This window comes from Paenibacillus sp. J22TS3 (assembly GCF_018403205.1).
GTDB lineage: Bacteria > Bacillota > Bacilli > Paenibacillales > Paenibacillaceae > Fontibacillus > Fontibacillus tuaregi.
On the sequence record NZ_BOSF01000003.1, the window covers coordinates 418,339 to 444,457 of the forward strand.

General features: G+C 51.6%; 17 protein-coding genes. 4 read left to right on the plus strand and 13 right to left on the minus strand.

What is annotated here, in order from left to right:
- Nucleotides 1–115 precede the first annotated feature (115 nt).
- Nucleotides 116–550: a hypothetical protein gene (locus tag KJS63_RS11570; RefSeq protein ID WP_213619278.1), complete on the plus strand. Its 435-nt coding sequence runs from the start codon at nt 116–118 to the stop codon at nt 548–550.
- A 191-nt stretch (nt 551–741) separates the two neighbouring features.
- On the opposite strand, the gene KJS63_RS11575 is transcribed toward KJS63_RS11570, so the two are convergent.
- A complete protein-coding gene (locus tag KJS63_RS11575; protein ID WP_068621073.1) occupies nt 742–1,065 on the minus strand; it encodes an MGMT family protein in 324 nt (107 codons plus the stop codon).
- 191 nt (nt 1,066–1,256) lie between these two features.
- Between KJS63_RS11575 and pepT the strand changes: the two genes are divergently transcribed.
- Nucleotides 1,257–2,492 carry a peptidase T gene (gene pepT / locus KJS63_RS11580; protein WP_213619279.1) on the plus strand — a complete coding sequence of 412 codons (1,236 nt, stop codon included), beginning with the start codon at nt 1,257–1,259 and terminating at the stop codon, nt 2,490–2,492.
- Between the two features lie 328 nt (nt 2,493–2,820).
- On the opposite strand, the gene KJS63_RS26200 is transcribed toward pepT, so the two are convergent.
- The 7 genes from KJS63_RS26200 to KJS63_RS11625 all read right to left on the minus strand — a co-directional run bounded on the left by KJS63_RS26200 (nt 2,821) and on the right by KJS63_RS11625 (nt 17,442).
- Nucleotides 2,821–7,797 (minus strand): S8 family serine peptidase, encoded by a 4,977-nt coding sequence (locus tag KJS63_RS26200; RefSeq protein WP_244862576.1) that lies wholly within the window; start codon nt 7,795–7,797, stop codon nt 2,821–2,823.
- Nucleotides 7,798–7,964: 167 nt separating this feature from the next.
- The gene (locus KJS63_RS11600; protein WP_213619280.1) at nt 7,965–9,110 is read right to left on the minus strand and encodes a response regulator; all 1,146 of its coding nucleotides are present in this window, start codon (nt 9,108–9,110) and stop codon (nt 7,965–7,967) included.
- Between the two features lie 11 nt (nt 9,111–9,121).
- Nucleotides 9,122–12,262, minus strand: a complete 3,141-nt coding sequence (locus KJS63_RS11605; protein WP_213619281.1) for an ATP-binding protein — start codon at nt 12,260–12,262, stop codon at nt 9,122–9,124.
- A gap of 579 nt (nt 12,263–12,841) precedes the next feature.
- Entirely contained in the window at nt 12,842–13,381 is a 540-nt protein-coding gene (locus tag KJS63_RS11610) for a DinB family protein (protein WP_213619282.1), read from the minus strand.
- 92 nt (nt 13,382–13,473) lie between these two features.
- Nucleotides 13,474–14,424 (minus strand): helix-turn-helix transcriptional regulator, encoded by a 951-nt coding sequence (locus tag KJS63_RS11615; protein ID WP_213619283.1) that lies wholly within the window; start codon nt 14,422–14,424, stop codon nt 13,474–13,476.
- A gap of 520 nt (nt 14,425–14,944) precedes the next feature.
- Nucleotides 14,945–15,979 (minus strand): NADH:flavin oxidoreductase/NADH oxidase, encoded by a 1,035-nt coding sequence (locus KJS63_RS11620; protein WP_213619284.1) that lies wholly within the window; start codon nt 15,977–15,979, stop codon nt 14,945–14,947.
- A gap of 317 nt (nt 15,980–16,296) precedes the next feature.
- Complete coding sequence (locus tag KJS63_RS11625) at nt 16,297–17,442, minus strand: GGDEF domain-containing protein (protein ID WP_213619285.1); 1,146 nt, start codon at nt 17,440–17,442, stop codon at nt 16,297–16,299.
- Between the two features lie 322 nt (nt 17,443–17,764).
- On the opposite strand from KJS63_RS11625, the gene KJS63_RS11630 reads away from it, so the two are divergent.
- Nucleotides 17,765–18,805 carry an LLM class flavin-dependent oxidoreductase gene (locus tag KJS63_RS11630; protein WP_213619286.1) on the plus strand — a complete coding sequence of 347 codons (1,041 nt, stop codon included), beginning with the start codon at nt 17,765–17,767 and terminating at the stop codon, nt 18,803–18,805.
- Nucleotides 18,806–19,085: 280 nt separating this feature from the next.
- Here KJS63_RS11630 and KJS63_RS11635 read toward each other — a convergent pair whose 3' ends face one another.
- The 4 genes from KJS63_RS11635 to KJS63_RS11650 form a co-directional block, all read right to left on the minus strand.
- Complete coding sequence (locus KJS63_RS11635) at nt 19,086–19,460, minus strand: winged helix-turn-helix transcriptional regulator (protein WP_213619287.1); 375 nt, start codon at nt 19,458–19,460, stop codon at nt 19,086–19,088.
- Between the two features lie 270 nt (nt 19,461–19,730).
- On the minus strand, nt 19,731–21,608 hold the full coding sequence (locus KJS63_RS11640; RefSeq protein ID WP_213619288.1) for a zinc ribbon domain-containing protein: 1,878 nt from the start codon (nt 21,606–21,608) through the stop codon (nt 19,731–19,733).
- 88 nt (nt 21,609–21,696) lie between these two features.
- The gene (locus KJS63_RS11645; RefSeq protein ID WP_213619289.1) at nt 21,697–22,527 is read right to left on the minus strand and encodes a zinc ribbon domain-containing protein; all 831 of its coding nucleotides are present in this window, start codon (nt 22,525–22,527) and stop codon (nt 21,697–21,699) included.
- A gap of 337 nt (nt 22,528–22,864) precedes the next feature.
- The gene (locus KJS63_RS11650) at nt 22,865–23,386 is read right to left on the minus strand and encodes a hypothetical protein (RefSeq protein WP_213619290.1); all 522 of its coding nucleotides are present in this window, start codon (nt 23,384–23,386) and stop codon (nt 22,865–22,867) included.
- Nucleotides 23,387–23,615: 229 nt separating this feature from the next.
- Here KJS63_RS11650 and KJS63_RS11655 point away from each other — a divergent pair, with 229 nt between their 5' ends.
- Entirely contained in the window at nt 23,616–24,824 is a 1,209-nt protein-coding gene (locus KJS63_RS11655; RefSeq protein ID WP_213619291.1) for a phosphoenolpyruvate hydrolase family protein, read from the plus strand.
- A gap of 62 nt (nt 24,825–24,886) precedes the next feature.
- Here the strand turns inward: KJS63_RS11655 and KJS63_RS11660 are convergent, their stop codons facing one another.
- Entirely contained in the window at nt 24,887–26,107 is a 1,221-nt protein-coding gene (locus KJS63_RS11660; RefSeq protein ID WP_213619292.1) for a Tm-1-like ATP-binding domain-containing protein, read from the minus strand.
- Between the last annotated feature and the right edge of the window lie 12 nt (nt 26,108–26,119).

The following is a 26,119-nucleotide window of genomic DNA, read 5'->3' on the forward strand; positions in this document are numbered from 1 at the left end:
TTTAGCCTTTTCAGCCGTAGTAGTGATCAAGAACCTTTTTGTTTTGTCTCTAAAGTGAGTAATTTATCGTGCCGTACGCCTTCTACATAAAGAATCCTGAAATGAGGTTATACCTATGCATCCGAAACGTATTATCTTAAGTGGTACTATTGCAGTGGTCGTTACCATTAGCACAGGCCTGCACAGTGAGAAAATATATGCCAGCCCGCTTGTCAAGCTGATCAGCATTAATATAGACAAGGTGAGGCCGCAGTTGAAAAAGAGCGCTCAGGCCAGCCTGCCTGCCGGTGACAGTCTTCATACGGCGCTTGGAACCTCTTCCGATGAGGAGCTGTACCAGGCTGTCTACAACGGCCAGTCTCTGGCGGAGATTGCTCAGGCTAAGCAGGGGAACGTGCAGCAGGTTATTGACCTGCAGCTTACAGAGCTTGAGCAGCAGCTTCAACAGCGTCTTGCCAGCGGCAGCCTGACTGAGGAGCAGTTCCTGGCCCAGAAGGCAGAGCTCCCAGCCATTGTGGAGAGCAGCGTCTACGGTAAGAAATACAGCTAAGACCGAGGCGGCTGGGTTCGTAATAAACGCGCTATCCTATGCCGTCTGGACAATAAGGAAGCCCTGTACTCACCCTTGAGTACAGGGCTTCCTTTGTGTTTGAGAGGATGCCTCCCTGCTTGCCGGCGCACAGGCGTTATCTAAACCCGCGAAATGCCTCAAATGCCTTCACGGGATCTAAGGGATCCCATTCAAACTGGCTGAGGCGGGTCTGGCTCGTGCAAGTATCGCTGCAAATTAACACGGTTCCCTGGCAGCAGCTCAACCCCTTCGCTTTCCAGAAGCAGCATCTGCAGGGACTTGGATTCATCCTCCTGCAGTGCAATCTCCCCCTGTTTGTTCACCACCCGGTGCCACGGCAGCTGGTGCTTCCCGCTCATCGAGTGCAGAATCCGCACAACCTGCCTCGCACCTCTGGGCGAGCCGGCACAGGCCGCAATCTGCCCATAGGTCATCACCCTGCCCTCGGGGATGGATTGAATCACCGAGATGACTTGAGCCGTAAATGGGGTCATCGTATCACCCTAACTTAGCTGGTTTGGAAGCAGCTTTTTCTATATAAAACCGCTGTCTTAATTATACACTTCCGCGCTTATCGTGTGCTTCATAAATCAGAACCTCATTTGGGCTGGTGTTGATTCCTTGTTCAGGGTTATTTATCCTTAGGGTAGACTAACTAACTATCATGAAATGGAGTTGTGCCAAAATGAAGGAAGAAATTATCGGACGATTGACTTCGTACGTCAAGATTGACACCCAATCCAACGAAGACAGCGAGACCTGCCCGTCTACTCCAGGACAGCTGACGCTTGCCCACATGCTTGTGGAAGAGCTGAGTTCCATTGGCATGTCTGAGGTCACTATTGACGAGAACGGATATGTGATGGCAACCCTGCCCTCCAATACGGAGAGAGAAGTGCCGACGATCGGATTTCTCGCCCATGTCGATACGGCTACCGACTTCACCGGGGCTGGTGTAAATCCGCAAATTCATGAGAATTACGACGGCAGGGACATTGTCCTGAATCCACAGCTGAATGTGGTGCTGTCCCCTGGAGAATACCCGCAGTTGTCCAATTACATCGGACATACGCTGATAACTACCGATGGAACCACCCTGCTTGGTGCTGACAACAAGGCTGGAATTGCCGAGATTATGACGGCTATGGACTATTTAATTAAGCATCCGGAAATTAAGCATGGCAAAATCCGGGTTGCTTTTACCCCTGATGAGGAGATTGGCCGGGGACCGCAGCGCTTTGATGTTCCCGCCTTCAATGCCACGTATGCCTACACAGTGGACGGAGGGCCGCTTGGCGAGCTGGAATATGAAAGCTTCAATGCAGCGTCCGCCAAGATCACAATTAAAGGCAACAACATCCATCCCGGCTCGGCCAAAGGTAAAATGATCAATTCCGCCAAAATCGCCATGGAATTCAATCGCCGCCTGCCTGCCAGCGAGGCACCGGAATTTACAGAGGGCTATGAAGGCTTCAATCATTTGCTGTCCGTAAACGGGGACGTGGAGTCCACAACCCTGTATTATATTATCCGTGACTTCGACCGGAAAGGTTTTGAAGAACGCAAGGCTGTCATTCAGCGGCTGGTTGAAGAGTTCCGCCAGACCTATGGGGAGGCCAATGTCCTGCTTAACATGAACGACCAATATTACAATATGCGGGAAAAAATTGAGCCTGTGCGGGAAGTAGTGGACATCGCTCACCAGGCTATGGTGAATTTGGGGATTCAGCCGGATGTGAAGCCGATCCGTGGAGGCACTGACGGTTCCCAGCTCTCTTATATGGGACTGCCGACCCCGAATATTTTCACCGGCGGCGAGAACTATCACGGCAAGTTCGAATTCATCTCAGTTGACAACATGATTAAAGCGGTCCAGGTTATCGTTGAGATTGTACAGCTGTTCGAGCAAAAGGAAGCCTGATCCCATCTAGACTCCCTAGGCAGCAGGATGTATGATCTCCACCAGGGCATGCTTGAATAATGGCGTGCGCCCTTGTCTCTCGGCTCAGCAGAACCCGCAGCAACGTTGACGACAGGCATCATCACACATAATAGCTAACCGTCTGGTCGACGTGATGAACACAACAATTTGGGCATGTCGCATTCAAGATCGATCCCGATCTGACTAAAGGCGCTCATTTGGCACATAAACAAACAAGCGTGCAGGCCTCGCATTCTATCGGATGCGGGCTTGCACGCTTGTTCTTTTTAACAGATAAACTTCTCGCTCAATAGGGTTAGTTAGTTAGTTAGTTTACCATTTGCGCCTTGCTGAGCAGCTTCCAGATCGTTGCGGCTGCCATCTCCCGGCTGGTCGTAACCCCAGGGTGGAAGTAGAAGACTCCTCCTGAAATCTCACCCTGCATCAGTCCGGCTTCAGTTACAGCCTGGACACTGTCCTTGGCATACCCGGATACGGTTCCCGCATCACTATAGGTAGTGTGGGACGGATTGCTGGAGGACACCTCCAGAAGCTTCATTGCTTTGGACAGGATTACACTCAACTGCTCACGTGTAAGCGGCGCGTTCGGATCGAATTTGCCATTGCCCGTACCGTTGATCAATCCTGCTTCATAGGCTGCAGCCACATCGGCCGCATACCATGTGCCTGCCTTAACATCCGAGAATACGGATGCCGGAGTCGCGGAAGCAAGTCCCAGCGCCCGTGCAAGCATGGAAGCGAATTCCGCCCGGGTTACATTCATCTTCGGCGAGAACGTATCCGCAGATGTGCCGTTAATGAGCAGCTTGTTAGCCATAGCTTGAATCTGATCCTTGGCCCAGCTTGCAGAGATATCGCTGAAGCTTACATTTCGGGTCACCACCGCATAGGTGGAGAACCCTGGACGGCTTACCGTTACAATCGTTGTTCCGTCTTCCTGTGGTGCAAATGTGGATGCCGCCGGACGGACAACTCCATTCTCTTCATACAATACCCCTGCTGCACCCGGTTTAATGGTTCCTTTTACTGTAAAGGAGCGTTTAATTGGCGTCTTATTAGCTTGAATCGGCTTGCTTCCTTGAGCATTGACTACATTAACCTCATAGCTCACCGGAGTTCCAACCACACTGCTTCCTGCTGACTGGGAAGTGAACACACCCTGCTTGGAGGCATCCGGTGCAATAACCACCTCTACTCCGGAGTCTGCCGGAACGCTCTTCATTAATGACAGCGGAAGCGAGACAGATGAGCCTTCGCTGTTCACAACCAAAGTACTCTTGGCTGGAGCCTGAGCCAGAATCTGAACCTGGGCAGGGCTGATCGTTGCTTTAAGCTCCTGACTGCCGGTATCAGCTGCCGATACAACAAATGCGGCTGCCGATGATGCCGATTTTACCGACTTGGCCAGGTCCTCGTCCTTGAAGGAGAGGGACACCCCATTGCCGTTCTTTGCAGCTGCGCCGGCCACTTGTACCTGCGTCTGGCCTTGGCTGATCACCGCCGGAATAGAAGGATTCACTCCGGTTGAAGGCTTTGTTGTTGGTACTGGCGCCGGTGCTGGTGCTGGTGTCGGCGTTGGACTTGGCACTGGTGCTGGGCCCGGTGTCGGTGCTGGTGTTGGGTCCGGCGTCGGCGTCGGATTTGGCACTGGTGTCGGATCTGGTGTTGGCGTAGGATCCGGTGTCACCGGCGGTGCGGCCGGAGCGATCGTGACCGGTACACTTACGATTGTTGAGACGGAAGCAGTTGGAACAGTTGGAGTTAAGCCAGAAGCAGCTTGCTGCTTCAGTCCAATCTCTACTTTCAGCTCTGTATTTATTTTGGATTCGTTATAAGCCGGAATCTTCTTGAGAATTCCATTGTCGTCGATATAACTGGAGTTCGTGCTCTTGATGACTTTATAGGAGAACTCATTGTTCTCCGGGAATTTAAGAACCGCTTTGTCCAATTCTGTTGTGTTGGCGACGTTCACCAAACTTTTGAACTGATCCGCATGATGCAGCACTTTCTCCATATCCGCGGAAGTAACGCGGAATTGACCGTAGGCGGTATACACGATTGGGTTTCCGTTTACATCCTTAACCGGTAAGCCCTGTGCATCTAATTGTGCTGCAAGTACCCCAAGCTTGTACGTTCCCGGTGCAAGTTTCTGATCAGGGGTGCCACCTACATCCGTATAGGTACCATCAATTTGATTGAACGTATAGGTACCTGGCTGAAGGTACTGTCCAGCAGGAACTGTTTGGGATTTCATGGTCCCGATTAGGTTGTCGTCAAGACCATAGACATCAAGCTCAACATAGTTGGCGTCATTCGCTGTTAGTGTATAAGTCACACTCGTGCTCTTCGCTGTATTCTCCCCGTCTGTCCAGATTAACGCAGGCGAAACAGATACGTCCTGAACGCCAAATCCATTGGCCGGTCTGTCTCCAACATGAACGACAAATGGCAGATGAAGGTCTGGAGTTCCTGGTGTCGTGCTGGTTAGAAGCACTTCCCCTTCGTAGACCCCGTTCGCTGCACCCGGTGAAGGCTGCACATTTAATGTGAATTTGGATACCGCTGCGGTTCCGTCAGTGCTGCCAGCTACGGTAACTTTACCATCAGAAAGATTCACAAGGTTAGCTGTTATGTTATTTACATCTGGAGTAGCCACCGGATTCATAGGATCGCTGGTAACCGAAGGATGCATAACTACGGAAGCTGCATATTCCACCGGTTGACCTGAGAAGTTCTTGACTTGAAGCTCTTCGGTCTTGGCTTCATCGCCAACCTTCATAGTACCGAAGCTTGCAGATGAGCTGTAATTGTCCACCTCATGCGATACGAAGTACTTGTCCAAGATGTTGATCTTGTCCACGGCTTGCAGAACCGCCGGAGTATCGATCGCTTTGGCAATATTGACGCGCCCTGCACCTTCAGAGTACACATCGTATTGCACTCCATTCGCATCCGAAACCTCGTCTGAAGTGTTCGCCAATGCCGCACGGATATCGAACGGACTCCAGTTCGGATGCTCCTGCTTAAGCAGCAAGGCAAGGCCAGCCACATGCGGGGTCGCCATGCTGGTGCCGCTGATGCGCGAATAAGCTTCGCTGTATTCGTAATCCTGTTGACCGTATGCCGGCCAGGTAGACATGATGTTAACGCCTGGTGCAACCAAGTCTGGTTTAATGCTCAGATTGACATCTGAATCAGGCCCTCTGGAGCTGAAATCAGCTATGATATCCCCCCGCGAAGTGTTCTTATCATAGTTACTGCCAAAGGTGAAATACAGCGGCTCATCCGGATTAGCCAGAACTTGTCTGGCCAGTGCCCGGCCCTCGGTTCCTGTCATGTCAAACGCCGGAATGTACTCCAGGCTGTCGCCGAGATAGCCTGCACTTCCGATATGCCCGTTCCGGCTGCTATTAATCTTGGTGTCATCCAGTTGAACTTCTGTGTCACTGGAATTAATCCCGTTGAACATAACTACTGCCTTGGCCCCGTGATCCTTGGCCAACTTCACTTTATCGGCAAATGCGCTTTTGCCACGGGAAATGAAAGCGACTTTACCCGTCACATCTCTACCCTCATAGTCACCTTGTTGGCCAAGACCCACGTAAACAGCATCAATTGGGTCTGTACCGAGAACAGCGGCGAAATCCTCCTGGTTGGTCCGCCATGCCATCAAAGCCATGTCCTCTGAGCTGCCTGACTGCGGAGTTATATTCACATTCACTTGAGGAGAAGCAGCTGGGACCGCTTCAGCTTTAGTCTGAGTTTCACCCGCAGCCGCGTCTGTATGGTCTGCCTCAGGTGCAGAGCCTCCCTGTACTACAGCTGCAGCATCAGGCTCAGGGGCATTAGCCGTCTGATCTTGATTAGAGGCTGTATCTTGCTTAGCTGTAGCTTCAGTTCCCTCTAGGGCACCCGCAGCAGCAGCTGATGTACTAGCATCGTCCGCCTTCACTGCATCAGAGGCAGCCGGGTCGGAACTGGCTGGACTCGTACCGGCCGCTTCCTGGCCGCCAGCATCCTTCTGAGCCGCCGAACCAGCAGATTGTGTGTCTGCGGCTTGAAGCCCTGGGGCCGCATTAGTCAGGTTCTGACCTGGTGCTCCCAGCGACCAATTCACCGTTCCTGTATAGTGGTTGCTAGTGCTGTTCACCGCTCCAACCGAAATGGCGAGCTGGGAAGAAGCCGGGGAACCCATGGTGTAGTAATACTCCCCATTGCCTGCCGCGTTGCCGTTGGCCACGACTGCGGTTACCCCTGCCAGCACGGCGTTATTAATGGCGATGGCGTCCGGAGTATTCACGTCCTTTTCCAGGTCAGAGCCCAGAGAAAGGTTGATGACATCCATCTTCGCCTCGACTGCGTGCTCGATCCCGTCAATTACCTGAGCGGAGGAACCTACTGCCTTCTTCTCTCCAGGGTCATAACCCAGAACCTTGTATACATATAAATCGACGTTGTAAGCTACTCCCTTTTGCACAATGTCCGAGGACGTATTTGCTGCTCTGCCGGCGATTGTACCAGATACATGAGTGCCATGCTGGGAGCCCGCTGACGAACCGCCTGGAATATCCTCATACGGATCATCATCCTGATTGATCGAGTCATATCCACCTTTGTAGGCACCCTTCAGATCCGGGTGATTGTAATCAATCCCGGTATCAATGACTCCCACCTTCAGGTGTTCACCCGTCAAATTGTTGTCCCAGGCTCTCTCAACACCGATCTGCTTGAGCGGGTTAATATCATAGAAAGGGCTTTGAGCGTCAAGGCCATTCTGTTCTTCCTTGGGAACACTGAAATACGTATGGTTCTCACTGACCGACTTAACCCCCGGGATGGCGGCTAGAGCCGGAATCTGATCCGCGGGAATGGAGACTTCCATGCCGTTCAGAACCGTATCATACTTGTAATTTACGGTCAGATTGATGCCCGCAGCCTTGGCTTTGCTGAGCACAGTGGACTGCTGGCTGTCGGCTGCCTGTTCAGCCGATTCCGCAGTCAGGCTGGCAACACCCATTTTGCTGGCATACATCCCCACCGCAGCCGGTTCCGCAGTAAGCTGAACAATAACTCTTACCTTCTGGCTTGAATCTGTGTCGATCTGCGGCGAGATATAAGCCGGCTGTACGGAAGCTAGAGATACTTTAGAGACAGGCAATGAAGTAGTTCCCGTTCCCACCCCCGCTGCCGCATCCGCAAAAGCGTAAGGTGCAGCTCCTCCGGCGATCAAACCTACGGCGAGTGGAATCGATGCAATCTTGCTGATTAATCTCTGTTTGTCCAATGTCTTCCCTCTCATTCTTCTAGTAAAATCTAATATTTCTACTAGAATAACAAGGTCCACTGAACCATTTCTGAACCATCGCTGCGCAGGACTAAAGAACTAAATCAAACTAAAAAGACGCTGCTCCGCCATACCTGCGGTCAAACAGCGCCTCCCGGCCAAATCTGCTATTTCTTCATCATCTCCACCCAGTGGGCATATCTGCGCCGCGTCTCCTCTTCAGGATTCAGGCCCAGATCCTCCTGGAGCAGGCTTCTAAACTGTTCATAATAAGTGCGTAATTCCGTATATTCCTCTAACCTTCCGTAAGCTTCAATAAGCAGCCTGCTGATCCGGTCTGAGTACGGGTCCATTTCGGCTATAATCAGCAGCCGCCTAACCGCTTTGCTGGCCTGTCCACAGCCCAGCTCATATTTGGCCAGGTCGAGCACAAGCTCAATATATTTCCTGTCCAGCTCCGCACGTCTGGACTTGGCCCACTCATAATCATGCTCTTCCAGATATCCCCCGCGGTAAAGGGCAGCCGCTTGCTCGGCAATCTCCCGATGCTCCTGTCCCCCGGCTTCTCCCAGTCTCTCCAATTTAAGCTCGAACTGCTCCACATCGGTGCTGACTTTCCCTTTTTTCAGACGGTAATTCTCATGGGCGTATTCAATTTCGGCGTCGGCTCCAAGGTCCCGCAGCAGCTTCCGGATTTGATAAATGGCGGTATGGAGATGTGTGATGGACTTATCCAGGGGATACCCCTGCCACACGGCTTCAAGTATACGATCCTTCGATGCCCACTCCCCGTCCAGGTTCAAGAGATAAGCCAGCAGCTCCTGGGCTTTAGCTGTGCGGAGTCTTAATTTTTTGCCATCCAGTGCGTGAATATCCGGCAGCACCAGCCGTTTGAACAGCTGAATCCTGAAGATTCCTGTATCCTCTGTAGGCTGTGCTCGTTCAGGCACCGGGCTCATAACCGCCTCCAACCGGTCTATCGTCTTAACGAGCCTCTCAGGCATGACCGGCTTAAGCACATAATCCAGCGCATACAGCTCGAAGGCTTCCAGGGCATACTGCGAATAAGCGGTAATATAGACGATTCGAATAGATGGATTCAGCTGTTGGATGTATTCCCCCGCCTCAAGGCCATTCATTTCCGGCATGCCGATATCGAGGAAGACCACATCCACTTTTTCATGTTTTAAAAAATCAAGCCCCTCCTGAACGGAGGTGAACCGTTCCAGGACACTCACGCGCCCATCACCTAGCAGCAGCCGCTCCAGCTGCAGCAGCGCTGGTTTCTCATCGTCAATTAAAACAGCTTTCATCCGTTTCTCTCCTATTCCCTACTGGCTTGATGCACTGAGATGCTCGGCAGCTCGAAGGATACGCTTGTTCCCTGGCCTAGCTGACTCTCGATGTAAAGGCCCTGATAATTCAGTGTCTTCAGCCGCTGATGGATATTTCTGAGACCTACGCCACGCTGCGGTGCCTGAGGCGACAGCAGACTCTCCACCTGTTCTGGTGTCATGCCAACCCCGTTATCAGTCACGGTTACCTGCACCTTCTCTTTCATCACGGTAATCTGTAGATGAACTCTTCCTCCAGCGGACCGCTCCATAACCCCGTGCCTGACCGCGTTCTCCACTATAGGCTGAATGCTGAGCGGGGGAATCATGACCTGAAGATCTCCCTCAACGGTATACTCCATTTGAAGTCGGTCTTCAAACCTAGCCTTTTCCAAGTAAATATAGGACTCTACCAGTTCCATCTCTTTGTGCAGGGGAACGAGCTGATCCCTGTTGCGGAAGTCAAAGCTGCCTCTCAGGTACTGGCTCAGTTCAAGCAGCATCCTCATTGTTTTATCCGGGTCCACCGGACATAGGGCAATCATGGTATTCAGCGCATTATACAGAAAATGCGGCTTGATCTGAGCTTGCAGGAAGGCCATCTCTGTGCGGACCGCAGTCTGTACGGACTGCTTAAGCTGCAGCAGCGTTCTGACCCTTGCCCGCAGTTCCACACCATTGACCGGCTTGCTTAGAAAGTCGTTAATGCCCGCTTCGAACCCGGCCTGGACGTCCTCAGGGCTGCTGCGGGCTGTCAGCATCAGCACAGGCAGCTCGGCCAGCATAAACGTCCCGCGAAGGGTCCGGCACAGTTCAAGCCCTGACATTCCCGGCATCATCCAATCCAGAATAATGAGATCAATTCTGGGATTAGTTTTAATCTCATTAAGCGCAGCCTGCCCGCTGGCCACCGGGATAACGTGATAGCTCTCGACATGAAGCAGACTCTCCAGCACCTTCAAATTCACCGGATCATCGTCCACGATCAGCACAGTAAACTCGTGTTCTCCTCCGTCCCCGGTCGCCTCCTCTATACTTCGCAGCCTTACCTGAAACCTGGAAGAAGGCACGGCCTCAGACAGGTTCGCACGGCGATCTTTCCCGGCTGATGGGAAGGGGTGCTGCTCCCGGTCCATCTCCGCAGATTGGCCTTCTTCTGCCACAGGCAGAGTCACACGAAAAGCGGTCCCGCTTCCTTCAACTGATTTCACTTCGATCGATCCACCGGCAAGCTTGATCAGCTCCGAAACCACCCGCAGTCCGAGCCCCGGAACACTGTATTCGTTCAGAAGCGGGCTTATTCTTCGAGAGAACAGCTCGGACAGCTCCGACACATAACGTGCCGGCATCCCCACGCCCGTATCCTCCACAGTAAAGCTCACCCGGTCTTCTTCTCTCCACGCGCTTACCGTGATCTCGCCCTGGTCTGTATATCTGACAGCATTGCTGAGCAGCTTAAGCAAAATTTGCTGAAGCCGGCCTTCGTCCATATATACCTTTGGCAGATCCTCCGGCCACTTCTGAATGAACCGGATCTCCTTATTTAAGGCCGTTAGACTGATGACCTCCCACACGGTCCGGATTGTTGAGGAAAGATCGACAGGCCCCAGCTTCAGCTCCATGTCCCCGGCCCGAAGCCTGGTGAAATCGAGCAATCCATCGATCAGAAGGGCCAGTCTTTTCCCCGTTGAGGCAACCAGCGACACATGTTCCGCCTGCGCGGGGCTTAGCGGGCCAGCCGCTCCCCCAAGCATCGATTCCGAAATGTTAACGATGGCATGCAGAGGCGTTCTGAGCTCATGGGAAGTGTTGACCATCAATTCATCTTTAAGTCCGTCAAGCGTAAGCAGCCGGTTTGAAAGGTTCTCCGCCTCACGGTAAGAGTCGGTGAAGCGCCTGGACAACAGCAGCGTCTGCACCGAGACAAAAATCAAAATTTCGTAGATGACAAACACATCACTCTGAAGTACCCCGCTAACATTGAACAGCTTAACAATAATGATAGCCAGGAGACTGAGCCCCCCGGTGAGCATCAGAATGCTGTGTCCGGTGTACTGCCTCATCCCTTTTAACATCACATAGAAGATATAAGACACGCAGGCAAACCCATAGGCTAACACAAGCATGTCCCACTCCGAGAAAATCCGTGCTGGCAGCAGGACCCCCGCTCCGATCTGAACAGCGGTTAGCAGGTTGGACGCCACAATAGCCCTTCTGGAAATGACCTGGGGAATGGAGGCCGCCACATACCTGACAAGGAAAAAATACACCAAGGTGGCAGCGATCAGCTGGATTCTCAAAATAATTTCATAGGAGAGTCCCGGTACAATCACTCCGATCAGCTTTTGCCCGTGTGTTAACACGTAAACCAATCCCGCTACACAAAGGCCGCTTAGCGGCAGGGACGCATATTCATGCTTCCTATTGCGGAAAACATATAAGAAGTGCAGGCTGAACAGCAAAAAACCGATTCCAGTAATCAGGTCTTCGAGCAGACTGGCCTGATACGATCCTAAGACCGATGTTCCATCCCCAAACAAGATCGGCGTAATGATGCCTCCCGATGAGTAGCTGTAATTCGCAACTTGGACCACAATCTCGGCAAGGCTTCCACGAAGAGGGAAGAATGCGGTAAAGGGAATGTTCCCGGACGATCCGCCACCTGGTGACGGGTTCCCGCTTGCGCCGACCTCCTGCCCGTTTATATACACGCGGTTGGACATGCGGATACTATCCGTGCGGATTCCGTAAATGTGACTGCCGGTCTGATCCCTTAGCTTGATTCTCAGCCGATAGGTCCCGTAGCCAAGCGAAGCCGGCCTGCCGTCCGATGAGATGTAGGAATTCCATTCGCCCGGCACCTGAACCAGCCCGGAAAGATTTGGCCTCTGGGCCCCTGCGGCTGCCCGTTGGAAATCCTGCGGCTTCAGGAGCTGGCTCCTGTAGAACTCCCACTCCCCCTTCAGCTCCACCCGCCCCCGGCTCTGAAAGTCCCAATCACTTAAATCCAAGTATCCCCCTTGAGCCTGCGGCTTTAGCGGAGAAGACTGAATGATGGAGATCATCATGGATATAGGAAAAATAAAAACAAGGCCCATGCTGATCAGGACCCACAACCATTGTCTCTTCATGCGTGCTCCTCTAGGTGGCTTAACTTAATTCATAGATAACTTATCTTCTTATATAGGAATATAAACTAGTTTTTACCAATAATTCAATAGAAAAATGAAGAATTATGAAATATTTTGTCGAATAACGTCAAATGGAAGGTGAAATCGGTTGGACCCTCTCACATGAGATAGGAGAATTAATAGAGGAATTAGTAAAGAAGTTATATAAAATGAACTTATGAAAGTTGTCCTATTCGGCGCGCTGCGATGCCGAGTGTTCTTTAAGGCCGCTGTTGTATCCGAAATGCTTGAACTAGATATCAGTGGGGCATTTCGGAGACAAAGGCGGACGCTCCGCTTCTACAGAATCACTCGGGATCGAAGCTGAGACCGGTTAATTCTAAAGTTCATTTTAATATAGTAGAGGAGTTGAACAAATATCGCCTCCGGCGGCCCATCCCTTCCGCCGGTTCACATACAAAGAACCTTCAAAGTCCGGCAGCATGGCCGGCAGCAGTTGGCCTGTTCTATGTAGACCTGAATCTGCCCAACCCGTGCTGCCCACTTGAGGTTCTTGTTTATGCTAAGCTCTGCCTAGTGTCAGGATTCCAAAGCCTGTAACAGCCGCTCCTCTTGAAGCAGATGATGACGATAATGCATCTCCGTAAGGGCGAACCATTCCATAGCGGATAAGGCTCCGAGTCTTGGGTGAGGTGCCTTATATTGCTCATCGTAATTCTCCAGCTTTGGCTCTAAAGCCTTCATCTGCTCCAGCACCTCCTTGAACCCATCCAAAAGCTGTTCCCGGCTTGTTGGCTGCTGGGGAGTATACTGCGGGGAAGGTGGAACCTGAACCCGTATCGGAGGAAAGCCCCCGAGCTTGAACACTGCCTCGCCCACTTCTGTCTTGAATGCTTCCCGGGACAGCTCTTCCTCCCCCTCCAGACATCGCTGTGCGCTGCGGAGCTGCATATATAGGGCGGAGCCGATCAAATGCACATACATTTGGCCGAGGGACCATCCTCCTTCGGTGTGAACCTGCTGAAGCTGTTCCAGACCAAACCGGTTCACATTCTCCTCATAGTGGGCGGTCCAGTTCTCCATTTCATGAATAATCTCAGATATACTTTTAATGTTCATTGGCAGTGTGCCCCCTTCAGTATGCGTGATTCCTGGCTGGCAGGAAAATCATCTTGTAGTTAAGATACCGCATCCCTCCTGACAGCATTATGTCAGTAGCTCTCTGCCATTTGCCGCAGCTCGTCACGAATCTTCATTCGGACGGCTTCCGGTTCCAGTACACGCATTCTGGAGCCGAAGCTCAGGATCCAGCCCAGAATCTCATTCACATGACGGGCCCGCAGATCTACAATGAGCCGCCCCTCCCGCTCGGTAACCTGCTCTACATAATAGCTGCCTTTCTCCCGTAGCTGGTCTGCAAGCTCCGGATCAGCCTCAATCCGTACCCGCAGCTCCCGGTCATCCGGTGGCGAGTAGACCGCCAAATTGAAATCCGCCGGGCGAACCGCCTGTTCCTCCAGCATGCTGATATCCTGCATCCGGGACACCCGGAAATGACGGATCTCCTGCCTGAGTTCACAATAAGCCACCAGCATCCACCTGCCCCTCAGAAGAACCAGTCCATAAGGGGATACCGTCCGGCTGCTGAAGCGTTCTCCGCTAGGGCCAGTTATGGCCTTCACATAATTGAAGCGGACTTTATTCCCCTTTATCACAGCTGTACGAAGCAGGGCCAGGGTAGGATTCTCCCGGCTTGAACGGGCCCAGGACTCCGCATCCATCAGCAGACGGGTTGTGCCTCTAACCCTGTCCGCCTCCGTACGGACACGTTCCGGGAGGATCGCTTCAATCTTCATCCGTGAGCTCTCGGCAGAATCCCGGTAATTCTCCTCAAAATTGTGGATAATGAAGTCCGTCCCAATTAGGAGTGCAACAGCCTCGTCGGCGGTAAAGCTCACTGGGGGCAGGAAGTATCCTTCCATCAAAGAGTATCCCGTTCCCGGTGCCCCCACGACAGGCACACCGGCTTCACTCAGCGCCTGCATATCCCGGTAGATCGTACGGATACTCGTTTCAAAGGTGGAGGCCAGGTCCTCCGCCCGCAGCGTTCCCCTTGACTGCAGCATTAGCATGATCGCCAGCATCCGGTCTGTTTTGTTCATGTTAGGCTCTCCTTCCTTCGTTCCACAATTCATCGGCTCCTTAGCCTTTAATGCCAAACCGGGTCATCTTAACCCGCTTCACGACACCTTGATCTGATTAGAATTGTAGCATAATCTACTCCCTACGATCTGCCAGGCTCGAAAGTAACCCTAGACAAGGCAAGAGGCCGCCCTATAGGCGGTCCCTTTTTGAGCTTAGAAGTTCAGTTTGTGTTTTTAGGGGATAGCATCCAGGACGAAAGGCGACCGCTAGCTTTCGCTTGTCCGCAATGTTCGTCTCTTAAGCCGCTCCGGTGAAATCTCTCACCAAGAACAAACTAACTCAAAGCACAAAAAACCGTTCCTTGGCCTATACTTCATAAATTTCTAAATAAGCATGTAATAGTCCAAAATAGCAAAGTGCCAGTCCAGGGATAGTCACCCTGGGCTGGCACTTTGCTTACTTTTTTTGCAAAAGGCCGTCCAAACTGCTGTACTACTCGCTGTTGGGACGGCCTCCTGCAAGATTCAGCCTATAAGATTAATATCCCCGGGTATACTGTTCCGGGATATGGCGGTCATGATCGCCATGCTTCTTGGCTACTGCCGCATGCGTGGCCCAGTATGGATCACGGAGCATGCCGCGGGCAATCGCCACAAGATCGGCATCTTCGTTGCCCACCACCGCTTCGGCCAACGCCGGATCTTCCAGCATGCCAACCGCGATCACCGGAACATTCAGCGCTTCGCGTATCTTCCGGGCGAATGGCACTTGATAGCCCGGATAGTTCCCCGGCTTGCGTGCTCCAGCCGGACCTTCACCGCCCGTGCTTACATGGATGATGTCCACTCCGGCGGCAACATACGCCTTGGACAGTTCGATGGCATGGTCTACATCATAGCCGCCATCCGCATATTCAACTGCGGAGATACGGAAGATGAGCGGCATGCCAGCGGGCATTTCTTTTTTGACGGCCTGAATAACTTCAACTCCGAATCTCGATAAATCCTGGCCGTACACATCATCACGCTTGTTCGTCAGAGCCGACTGGAACTGATGAATCAAATAACCATGGGCACCATGAAGCTCAATGGTGTCTACACCAGCCTCTACCGCACGCCGGGCGGCATCCCCGAACATGCGGACTCTGTCCTGCACCTCGCTGGTTGTCAGAGCGCGGGGCATTTTATACGGGGCACCAGGGAACTGGATCGCAGAAGGGGCTACAGGCTCCGCAGCATCTTCAGCCTTCCGGCCTGCGTGGGCAATTTGAATACCCACCTTCGCCCCATTCGCATGCACACCCTGCACAATACGGGCGAATGCCGGGATATGGTCATCGGACCACAAGCCAAGATCATAATCAGAAATACGGCCGTCTGGCTCCACATCGGTCATCTCAATAATAATCAGGCCGGTTCCACCAACAGCACGGGTCACATAGTGAACATAGTGCCAGTCATTCGGAATACCGTCCTTAGCGGTTACAGAATATTGGCACATCGGTGCCATAACAATACGGTTCTTAAGCTCCAAATCCTTTAAACGGAAAGGAGTAAATAAGTGGGTCGACATCTTCATATCCTCCTTATATCTATTCGGTATTTGGTCATAACCCCCAAAATGCCAGTCTGTATGTATATCTCCACACCATCTCATCATCCGGGAAGTTTGATTATTCAATAACCATACATACATTATTCACTCTTACATAATGAAAAGCAATTACGCACAATTTCGTAACTAAGTATAAAATATATACTTTTTTATATTCTAGACCATTTCACCAGCTCCGAAACAGCCCTCATGACGGCAATCACAGCAATATTGTACCCCTGTCTGAGCAAATGCAATCAGAAAGGCAGCACAAATAAGCCAGGCAACATCGTTCCCTAGCTTGATTTGCTTCGCACTACCTGGTTGCGGCCGCATCTTTTGGCCTCGTACAGGGCCTGATCGCTGATCTGATACAGTCGGCTGATCCGTGTCTCGCGGCTGGCTGGCACACTAACAAGCCCCATACTTACTGTGAACTGAAATGGGAAGCGGGCGGGTTTTGATATGGAGATCGACGCCCGCAGCTGCTCGGCCATCTCCTCGGCCTCCGTCTCATTCATACCTGGAAGAAATATCGCGAATTCATCTCCGCCATATCTCCCCAGATAGCCCTTGTCCCCCAGCTTCTCTTGAACTAGTCTACTTAAATACTTGAGCACCTGATCCCCGACATCATGACCATAAGTATCATTAATTCCCTTGTATTCGTCGATATCGAACAGAATAAAAGAGACGGGTCCCCCCTGATTCGCCATGATCTCAACGTCTGCCTCCGCCTTCTGAATAAAACTTCTCCGGTTCAGCACTTCTGTCAGGTCATCATAGCTGGCCAGTCGCATTAAGTGATCGTCCGCCCGCTCCTTCGCAAGCAGAATAAACCCGGTGTTCCCGAGAATCATAATGAAGTATAGGGACATGAACTGAAGAACCTGATAAATTCCAGGGTAAAAGAGGCTCATATGTCCAAAAACCTCCGCCTCCATTACGGCTCTCCCGATAAGTCCAAGGCTCACCAGGCCATAGAAGAAGCCCATGGTTCTCATCAGGGTGGACGCCTTGCGGTTCGTGAGCATCCGGTAAGCTGGGTAAATGATCAGCACAGACGTACACAGCGAAGCATACACAATACGCAAACTTTCATTATTAAACAAATAGTAAATGCTCATAAACCCGGCGATAAAAAATAACGTAAACCACAGATAAAACTTTCTTACTTTCCTCGTAAACACGTTTTGGACCCGAAGCAGAGCTATCGTCTCAAATACGGAGCCGGTGAACAGAACCGAATTCAGAAGAGGAACCGTCACACTCTCCGGCAGAACATTCCGAAATGCAAGGAATCCCCAGGCAAGGGACTGCAGACATCTGGAGACAAAAAACCAATTTACCGCGGTATCCTTCATATGCTTATGACGATAAGCGCTAACCAGAATTACCGTGAACACATGTCCGATTACGATGGAGATAAATACCGTTTGCATATCCAAATTAATATTCATACCGGCTATATAGACTAAACCTAAGATTGAACCGGGTTCACTCTATAAGTTTATTCCATATAGTTCACCACCTCTTCTGCTCATTATCGGGGTTTATTTGGGTCAATTATAACAAACTTCACAAGACTTTGTGCCTAAACAATGTAAAAAAATGTTCCAAATTGGCATAAATTACCTAGTTCTTTCCTGCCTAACTCAGAAACGGGGGTGGGATTTGCCACAGAGGTTTATAATACAAATAAGGCACTCGGTTTACCCAGCCAATGCCATTACCTGAAGAAGATTAGGGAGGGACTCATTCATCATGCATAATCCATCATCGGGTTATCCGTCATCCACAAGCTCGGATGGCGTCCGCTTATCTATATTAGATCTGGCACCGATTACTACTCAAGGCACACCGGCAGACTCTTTCCGTAATTCTCTGGATCTGGCAAGGCATGCCGAACAGTGGGGCTATCACCGTTATTGGCTTGCCGAGCATCATAATATGCCCGGCGTGGCAAGCTCCGCTACGTCTCTGGTCATCAGTCATATCGCGGCCGGCACGAAGACTATTCGCGTTGGCTCAGGCGGCATCATGCTGCCCAACCACGCTCCGCTAGTGATCGCGGAACAGTTCGGGACCCTGGAATCGTTGTACCCGGGCCGGATTGATCTTGGCCTCGGCAGAGCCCCGGGTTCCGATCAGCCCGCATCCCGTGCTCTCCGCCGAGGCGCTGCAAGTGACGGGCAGGACTTCCCCGAACGCCTGGCTGAGCTGCGGGCTTACTTTAACCCCACACTGAGCTCCGGCTCCACGCTGGTTAGAGCCGTGCCAGGGGAAGGACTGAACATCCCGATCTGGCTTCTTGGCTCCAGCGGATTCAGCGCCACCCTGGCCGGGAAGCTGGGGCTGCCTTTTGCCTTTGCCAGCCATTTCGCGCCAGACTATCTGCTTCCCGCTCTCGACTTGTACCGCCGGAACTTCCAGCCATCCGAGCATCTAAGCGAGCCTTATGTCATGGTCGGATTGAATGCAGTGGCTGCTGATACCGACAAGGAGGCCCACTTCCTGGCCACTTCGCAGCTCCAGCAGTTCCTGAACCTGATTCGGGGCCGCACCGGCCCGCTTAATCCTCCAGTTGAAAGCATGGAGCCCCTTTGGAATGCTCATGAGAAGGCAATTATCCAGGATAAGCTGCGCTACTCAGTCGTGGGCACGTCTGACATCGTACGCACCCGGCTGGAACGCATCATCCAGGAGACTGGAGCGAATGAGCTGATCGTGGCTGCTCAGGTGTATGATCATACGGCACGCCTCAGATCCTATGAGCTTGTCGCTCAGGCCATGGGACTAAAATAAAAGGGTAGTGAACCTATCTATATCTGTAGAGAAGAGGCCGTCCTGATAGGACGGCCTCTGGCTTTGTTACAAGAGTTCTGTATATGTCCGGATGTCACCGAAAAAAGTTGCTCTCACCGCTGTGCCACTTAAACAAGGGAACGGAGGCTCACAAGTTGCAGAAGCACACTGTGGACCAAAACCTAGTTTCCTCTTTAAAGTATAGATTATAAACTGATGCTTCCTTACTCCGGCATCGGCATCCCCTATCTCCTTGGGTGTACAAGAAGCAGGCTTTAAACTAAACCCTGACCTCGGTCTTCTCCCCATTCTCCGACTTCACCTTGTAAATCTCTCCCCACCGCTTCATACTGAGTATGATCGGCTCAAGCGTCCGCCCAAAGGCAGTAAGGGAATACTCCACCTTGGGAGGAACCTGCTGATACACCTCACGGTGGACAACTCCGTCCTGCTCCAGCTCTCTGAGCTGCAAGGTCAACATCCGCTGCGTGATGGCCGGACAGATTTTGCGAAGCTCATTAAAGCGCTTGGCTCCATCGATCAGATGGTACAATATTACGCCCTTCCACTTACCGCCAATCACCCCGAGAGTATACTCCACTGGACACCCCTCTTCACTTGGACAGACTGCAGGGAGTTTCTTCCCGTCTTTCATTTATATCATCCCTTTCTACAAGGTATACATTTAGATACTAGATACCGAATTTGCATGTACATATAAAATGTTATCCCACAATCACAACCAAAGCAATACCATGACCTGCAGGAGCGTGCAGGACCAGCCTGACTCACAGCGTATTCAAGTAGGTCTGCTTAAGATTACACTACTAATACAAAAAGGCCCCGAAAAAAGGGGCCTTTTAATCATGAAGCAGGACATAGAAGGGCTCAGTCAGCCACGGCTTCTCGTCTTTCGCATATAGAGTTATTGTTCCTTGGTGCTGATCAGCTTATTTAAACGCAGCGAGCCGTCAAGAACAACCAGCTTGTACACCGAATTGAATTTCTTGTATTTGGTTGTTCCGTTGCTATAGCTGATGTTGTACTCCTCGGTCGTGTTGACTTCATAGCTTTTGTTGTCAGCACTGGCTTTGAAGCCGGTTACTGTTGCAGACAACAGCTCTTCCGTAATGCCTTTCTCATTCAGATGATCGATATAACTGGAGGATTCCTTATAAGCCGGACCCGCCGGGTCGATCAAGTAAGCAACGTCATTGAAGCTGCGGCTGTTGATCGCATCAACAGAGACACTTAAATAATTACTCATGAACGTCTGGAGCGCGGTAGACTCAGCTTCTGTGGATCCGGCTGAAGATTTGGTCGCGGACACCCCCGAACTTGTGAACACCTGAGGCGACTTCTCCGTGATTTCCTTAACATGGTCACTGCTGTAACTATAAGACTGCTCCTCTGAATCAATCAACCAAGCCTTCCGAGTCTCGTCATAGACCAGAATAAAACGCTCGTCACGAGTCGTGTCCTCCATAACCGGGATTTCTCCCTGGTAGAACGTATCTTCATTGTACTTGCTCTGAGCCAGGAAGGAGACATGCCACTGGCCATTCTCATAATAGAGATCAAAAGAATCCAGATCAAAGCTGGTCCCTAGATATTTGCCTTTATAATAGGACCCGGATTGTAGGTTGTACTGAATTCGGGAACTCTCATTCGTCTTGTAATTCCCGGTCACGGCAGTGAATGCGGAAGCATTGCCAGAGGTGTAGGCCTTAAGCTTCTCTACTGCATGCTTCACTATAATATTCATCAGACCGGTCTGCAGGTCAGAATTGGAGGCCAGGTTCACCCGCACATCGGCTCCACCGATAGCTACTTCCCCCGATCTCATCGTTCCCCAAGGGTAATCGCCTTCCACAGCCAGCTTCACCGAGCCATCGGTCATGACCGGCCCAAAGGAGGTTTCAGCAAATGGGTCTATCCCCACATTCTTGCCATTGATGAACAGCCTTCCCTTAAGCCCGGTGTCCGTGCCAAGCCCTGTAGAGATCGAGACCTGCTCTCCCTGCAGCTCCAAATTCTCTGAGTAATCCCGGCCCTCCCCGAACAAGTCGGCTTCCTCGGTCTTCACCAAATCCACAAAATCAGTCTTGAGTCTGGCCTCCAGCTTGTAGGTTCCCGGCAAGTAAGGCCCTACTGTCTTCTCGAAGTCCTCCTGATTGGACTTAGCCACTTCCTTGCCGTCCACCGTCAGACTGACATTCTTATAATTTGTGCCCAGCTTCAGATAGACCGGGGTCACATCCAGTTCATAATTATCGTAAATAAGCAGCTTTCTGCCTTCCTTCTCCAGCTTGATGGTACCCCCCGAATAGCTGTCATCCCCGGTTTGCTTAGCCTGTGACTTCAGGTCCTCAAGCATCCGGCTCATTTCGTCCGGGTGTTTTGCCAGATAAGCCATCAAATTCTTAACGGAAGCCTCATTAATTACCAGCTGCTTGTCATTAGAGGTAAGCAAGGAAGCCACCGCGGCACTGTCTCTCGCCTGAAGCGCGGATTCAAACCGGCTTACAAGCCGCTCCTTCGAGAACAAATATTCACCCGTCTTATAACCGGCAATCAGAACCACGATCAATGCGCCAGCCGAGGCCAGAATCCACTTCGTCCTCTTGGACATCGGTCGTGAAGGTGACGGTGCAGAGGCTTGATCCGTACTCCGTTGAAGCGGGGCAGGTCCCCGGCTCCCTGCCGTGCTCCCCAGCTTAGTACCACATTCCTTACAAAAGGTGGCGTTCTCCGATAGCGCGTGCCCACATTCCTTACAATAAGCCAACTTGATATCCCCCATTCAAAAACACCTCCTAACAGCCCCTATTCAGGGATTAGTGGAGGTGTCTTGACCCTATATTGTTAGTTCACTTTAAAATCTCAGAGTATTAAAAACCGCGCAGCATGCCAAATGGAGTGGCATCCAGCAAAATCCGCTCAATCGCATCCCCGATAATCCCAATGGTAATGATCGTTGCTACATAAGTGAGCAGTACCCCGTAGATCATATCCAGGCCACCCTGATGGCCCGGCTTCACCCAGCTGGCAATCAGCATCGGCGGCACAATGAACATGAGTCCCACGAAGCTGGCCGCTAAGAAGAATGCAAAAATCTCAAGCTGCAAAATCGATAGAACAAAAGCGACAGCAAGCAAGGCCAGGAACGGAACCAGCATCGCCCCGAATCTCGACAACACGTCCTGATAACCGGCTTGAACCTTCGCAAGCTTGATCGCCACAAAACTGAACGTAGCTATAAGCACAATAAATACCGCCAGGGTAATTGTCGGCTTGATCACCACATTTAAGAAAGGGCTGTCCATGATCTTACGGGCACTGCCGAGATTAAAGTACACCATCAGCGGCGCAAGCACACTGAAGATCACTATAGTGATAATCGCATAAATGAGCTGATCTCTTCCCACCTGCTGTGTAACGCCAAAAGGTCTCTTCAGAATCGCTCCAAAATAATTGAAATAGGATCTGGATGCATTCTTCGCGTTCTGTAGATACACATTCGGCTGTCCTGAAGCTGCTCCCGAAGCTCCTGTGTAAGAGGGTCCGCTATAAGAGGGCCCTGGACGGCCCTGCTCTTCTTGACTGTGGCCCATCGAGGCAGCCTGCTCAGCGGCTGCAGCCGTCTCTACCGGCAGTCTTGCCCCGCAGTTCTCACAGAACTTCCCACCTTCATTCCGATGATTACAATTCGTACAAATCACAAGCTCATCTCCCATGCTTTTTATTGATATAATCAAGCATCATATAGGCTGACAGAAGCAAGCCTTAGCGCCCAAAAATTCACGAAATATGTAGATATATAGGTAAAAATGTCTATTATTCTCTCATTATTATGATATATCTTATTTCTTTAATCAACCATAATTTCTTTCACACATTAAAGGAGACACTTGCAATCGCATGACTCATATGCATTCTCAGCCCGTCTACCCGATCAGAAAGGCCCTTTCCATGACCTGTCGTCCGGAAAGGGCCTTGATTTGAACTATCCAATCTGGAGAAGCGGCAGCTCACTTGGAGCAGCCCTTATCACAGAGTTTATTCTAATTCACCAATGAACTCCTCTGGATGCTGCCGAATATAAGCCGCGATCCTCCCAATTGTTCCGGGCACAATGTCCTGAAATTTCTCCTCCAGCGCCTCTATGGAAGCCAGCAGCTTCGGATGCTGATGGAGATGATCCCTGGACAGATCGAACCCTTCAAATGAAAGCGGGTGGTTCGAATCCACCAGCACGCGCTCCGTCTCTTCGGCTACACGCAGCAGCTCATCCTCACCAAAAAACTTGAGCGACGACTTCAGTCCAGTCCATCTCTCCCCAGTGGCCAGGTAGTAGGCGCTCCACCAATAATACTCTTTCAAAGATTCAGCGGCATGTATGTAGTACGTCTGAAACACAAACATGGCCATCTGTCCCGGTGTCATCTGATTAAACATAGGGGTAAAGTCATTTCCCAGAAGCTGTTCCTCTTTGTACCTTTGAATCAGCGGATTAAAGCACGCTTCAATCAACTCGTCATCCCTAAGCAAATGGAACGTTTGTCTGTTCATCTTCACCAATAAAATAAAAATCACTCCTTCAAGGGTGATTATACAATATGGCTGTTCACCCTCCCAGCGGCTATCAGACAAGGTAAACCCTACAATCAGCGTAGGTAGAATATTCCAAAATGCAAAGTATCTTTCCCTATAAGCCTTTGCTATCCCGCTGGCACCCGTTTTTTATAGAAGGTTTAGAGAGTTATAATAAAAACGGCAGCAAATTCTCTCTTAAATGGAGCCACTGTTTATGGATGATAAATCAAAGTATCTTGCCCGTCTGTCCGAAGCCGCCCTCAAGCATAAACCTATTATCGGGGCCGCTGTCGGCTGTGGAATGTTTGCCCAGTATGCATTCATGGGAGGAGCCGATCTGATTCTGGTTCTGAATGCCGGACGGTTTCGGCTCATGGGCATCAGCTCCACCGCCAGCCTTCTGCCTTTTGGAAGCAGCAATGATATGGTTATGAATATTGGCACCAGTGAGGTGCTCCGCTCCGTATCTCCTGAGGTACCGTGCATTTTCGGTCTGTGTGCCACAGATCCGGCTCTTCGTCTGGATGAACTTCTGGCTGAGATCAAACAAGCCGGCTTCGCTGGCATAACCAACTATCCAACCATTGGTCTTATTGACGGGCAATTCCGCGAGGCGCTGGAGGAGTCCGGCATCCGCTTCGAAAGAGAGGTCGAGGCTATCCGTGAAGCCGGTAAGCTTGGACTTCTCACAATAGCATTTGTGTTTAACGAACAGGAAGCCAGGCTGATGAACGAGGCGGGGGCCGACATCATCTGTGCGCACCTCGGTTTCACCACCGGCGGCCGCACAGGTGTGCAGCACTCGGTCAGCCTGGAGGACAGCATCAAGCTTGTCCGCGGCATGTTTGAGAGCCTTCACGTGAAGGGAGGACTCCCCCTTAAGCTGGTCTACGGAGGACCCGTCAATTCGCCGGAGAACGCGGAGTATGTCTACCGCAACACGGAAGCCGTTGGTTATATCGGAGGGTCCAGCTTTGAGAGAATTCCTACGGAGGAGAGTATTGTAAGGGTTACCGAGCTGTTTAAGCAATACGAAGAGATCAAGACGGAGAACGAGCAGTTGAAACGGCAGCTCGATCTGCACGAAGCCATCCAGCGGTCGGATTATATCGGGTACATTACACAATATGTCACTGAACACCTCGCAAACCCGGGAACCTTCGCAGAACTGGCGGACACCCTGCACCTGAACCGGAACTATCTGAGCTATCTGTTCAGAAAGAAAACCGGCACAAGCTACTCCGACTGGCTGATCCGCCTGCGCATCAAAACGGCTCAAGAAGCACTTCTTGAGCCAAGCTGCACGGTTCAGGAAGCGTCCGTGCAGGTCGGTTATGAGGATGCCTCCTATTTCAGCCGCCTGTTCAAAAAAGAAACCGGCATGACCCCAAGCGACTGGAAGCGGCAGCACTCTTTGAAGTAAGCCGCCGCTTCTTGCCTGTAATCATGCCTCTAAGTTATGGCTATTGCTATGGTTGCAGTCTATTATACCGTTGCTTTGGCTTCTTCAATCAAGGTCAGCAGCAGCTTTGCACAGAATTCAGCAAACGGCGCATCATTGATGTTGCAGTCGAGCTCCGCTACCGGGATTCCCGGTCTCAAGTTCTTCTTCAGGGAACGGAACAGAGCTTCATCCGCTTCAGGCCAGTAGAACGGCTGGTCTTCGGCTGATATTACACTGATTCCTCTAAGCGGAATCGCAACCGATACCGGTCCGGTGCTCTGGTTCAGATGCTCGGCGATTCTTTTTCCCAGTTCCTCACATTCCTCTGGTGTCGTCCGCATCAGTGTGACATTCGGGTTATGCTGATAGAAGAGGCGGCCTTCAAACCGGGCAGGCACGGTCTCTCTCGCCCCGAAGTTTACCATGTCCAGGCAGCCGGGCACGACAACCGCAGGGATGCCGTTCTTGGCCGCGGCCGACAAGCGGTCCGGTCCCGCACCGAAGATCCCGCCAACCAGCTCATCCGCCCATTCCGTCGTTGTAATATCAAGCACGCCCGAGATCATGCCGGATTCAATCAGGCTCTCCATCGTCCTGCCTCCGTTGCCGGTGCAGTGAAACACAAGCACTTCATAGCCTGCCTTCTCCACCTGCGCCTTGGCCAGCTCGACCCCTTCCGTGGTGTTGCCGAACATAGATGCGGCAATCAAGGGCTTGTCCTCACCGGCCTGAACCCTGGCCGTGACCATTCCGCCGATTGCTCCCGCCGCTTTGGAGAGCACATCCCGGCTGATTTTGTTAATCCCCGAGATATCCACAATGCTCGGTATCATGACAATGTCTTTGGTGCCGACATAAGAGGATACATCCGAACCCGCCACCGTTGATACCATCACTTTGGGAACTCCAATCGGGAGAGCTCTCATGCCTTGACAGGCAATGGACGAACCACCCGAGCCCCCAAGCGCCAGCACCCCGTCAATACGACGCTGTTCATATAGACGGGCCAGGACCACCTCGGCCCCCTTCGCCATGACCGAGATCGCCCGGCCGCGGTCGCGCCCCGCCCGGAGCTCCTCCAGATCCGCCCCCGCCGCCATAGCTACTTCATCAGCGGTAACATCCACGGGCAGCGATGCCCCTTCAAATACACCGACATTAATTAGCAGCGTCTTCAGCCCTTGAGCTTCCAGACATTGACGGATATACGCATACTCCGTACCTTTCGTATCCATCGTTCCCAGCAGTGCAACGGTACTCATAGCTATTGCCTC

Excerpts from the sequence above, each read along its gene's own strand:
- KJS63_RS11600 (WP_213619280.1), bottom strand. The coding sequence starts at position 9,110 with ATGAAAGCTGTTTTAATTGACGATGAGAAACCAGCGCTGCTGCAGCTG.
- KJS63_RS11615 (WP_213619283.1), bottom strand. The coding sequence starts at position 14,424 with ATGAACAAAACAGACCGGATGCTGGCGATCATGCTAATGCTGCAGTCA.
- pepT (WP_213619279.1), top strand. The coding sequence starts at position 1,257 with ATGAAGGAAGAAATTATCGGACGATTGACTTCGTACGTCAAGATTGAC.
- KJS63_RS11605 (WP_213619281.1), bottom strand. The coding sequence starts at position 12,262 with ATGAAGAGACAATGGTTGTGGGTCCTGATCAGCATGGGCCTTGTTTTT.
- KJS63_RS11620 (WP_213619284.1), bottom strand. The coding sequence starts at position 15,979 with ATGTCGACCCACTTATTTACTCCTTTCCGTTTAAAGGATTTGGAGCTT.
- KJS63_RS11655 (WP_213619291.1), top strand. The coding sequence starts at position 23,616 with ATGGATGATAAATCAAAGTATCTTGCCCGTCTGTCCGAAGCCGCCCTC.
- KJS63_RS11640 (WP_213619288.1), bottom strand. The coding sequence starts at position 21,608 with ATGGGGGATATCAAGTTGGCTTATTGTAAGGAATGTGGGCACGCGCTA.
- KJS63_RS11570 (WP_213619278.1), top strand. The coding sequence starts at position 116 with ATGCATCCGAAACGTATTATCTTAAGTGGTACTATTGCAGTGGTCGTT.
- KJS63_RS11635 (WP_213619287.1), bottom strand. The coding sequence starts at position 19,460 with ATGAAAGACGGGAAGAAACTCCCTGCAGTCTGTCCAAGTGAAGAGGGG.
- KJS63_RS11660 (WP_213619292.1), bottom strand. The coding sequence starts at position 26,107 with ATGAGTACCGTTGCACTGCTGGGAACGATGGATACGAAAGGTACGGAG.
- KJS63_RS11575 (WP_068621073.1), bottom strand. The coding sequence starts at position 1,065 with ATGACCCCATTTACGGCTCAAGTCATCTCGGTGATTCAATCCATCCCC.
- KJS63_RS11610 (WP_213619282.1), bottom strand. The coding sequence starts at position 13,381 with ATGAACATTAAAAGTATATCTGAGATTATTCATGAAATGGAGAACTGG.
- KJS63_RS11625 (WP_213619285.1), bottom strand. The coding sequence starts at position 17,442 with ATGCAAACGGTATTTATCTCCATCGTAATCGGACATGTGTTCACGGTA.
- KJS63_RS11630 (WP_213619286.1), top strand. The coding sequence starts at position 17,765 with ATGCATAATCCATCATCGGGTTATCCGTCATCCACAAGCTCGGATGGC.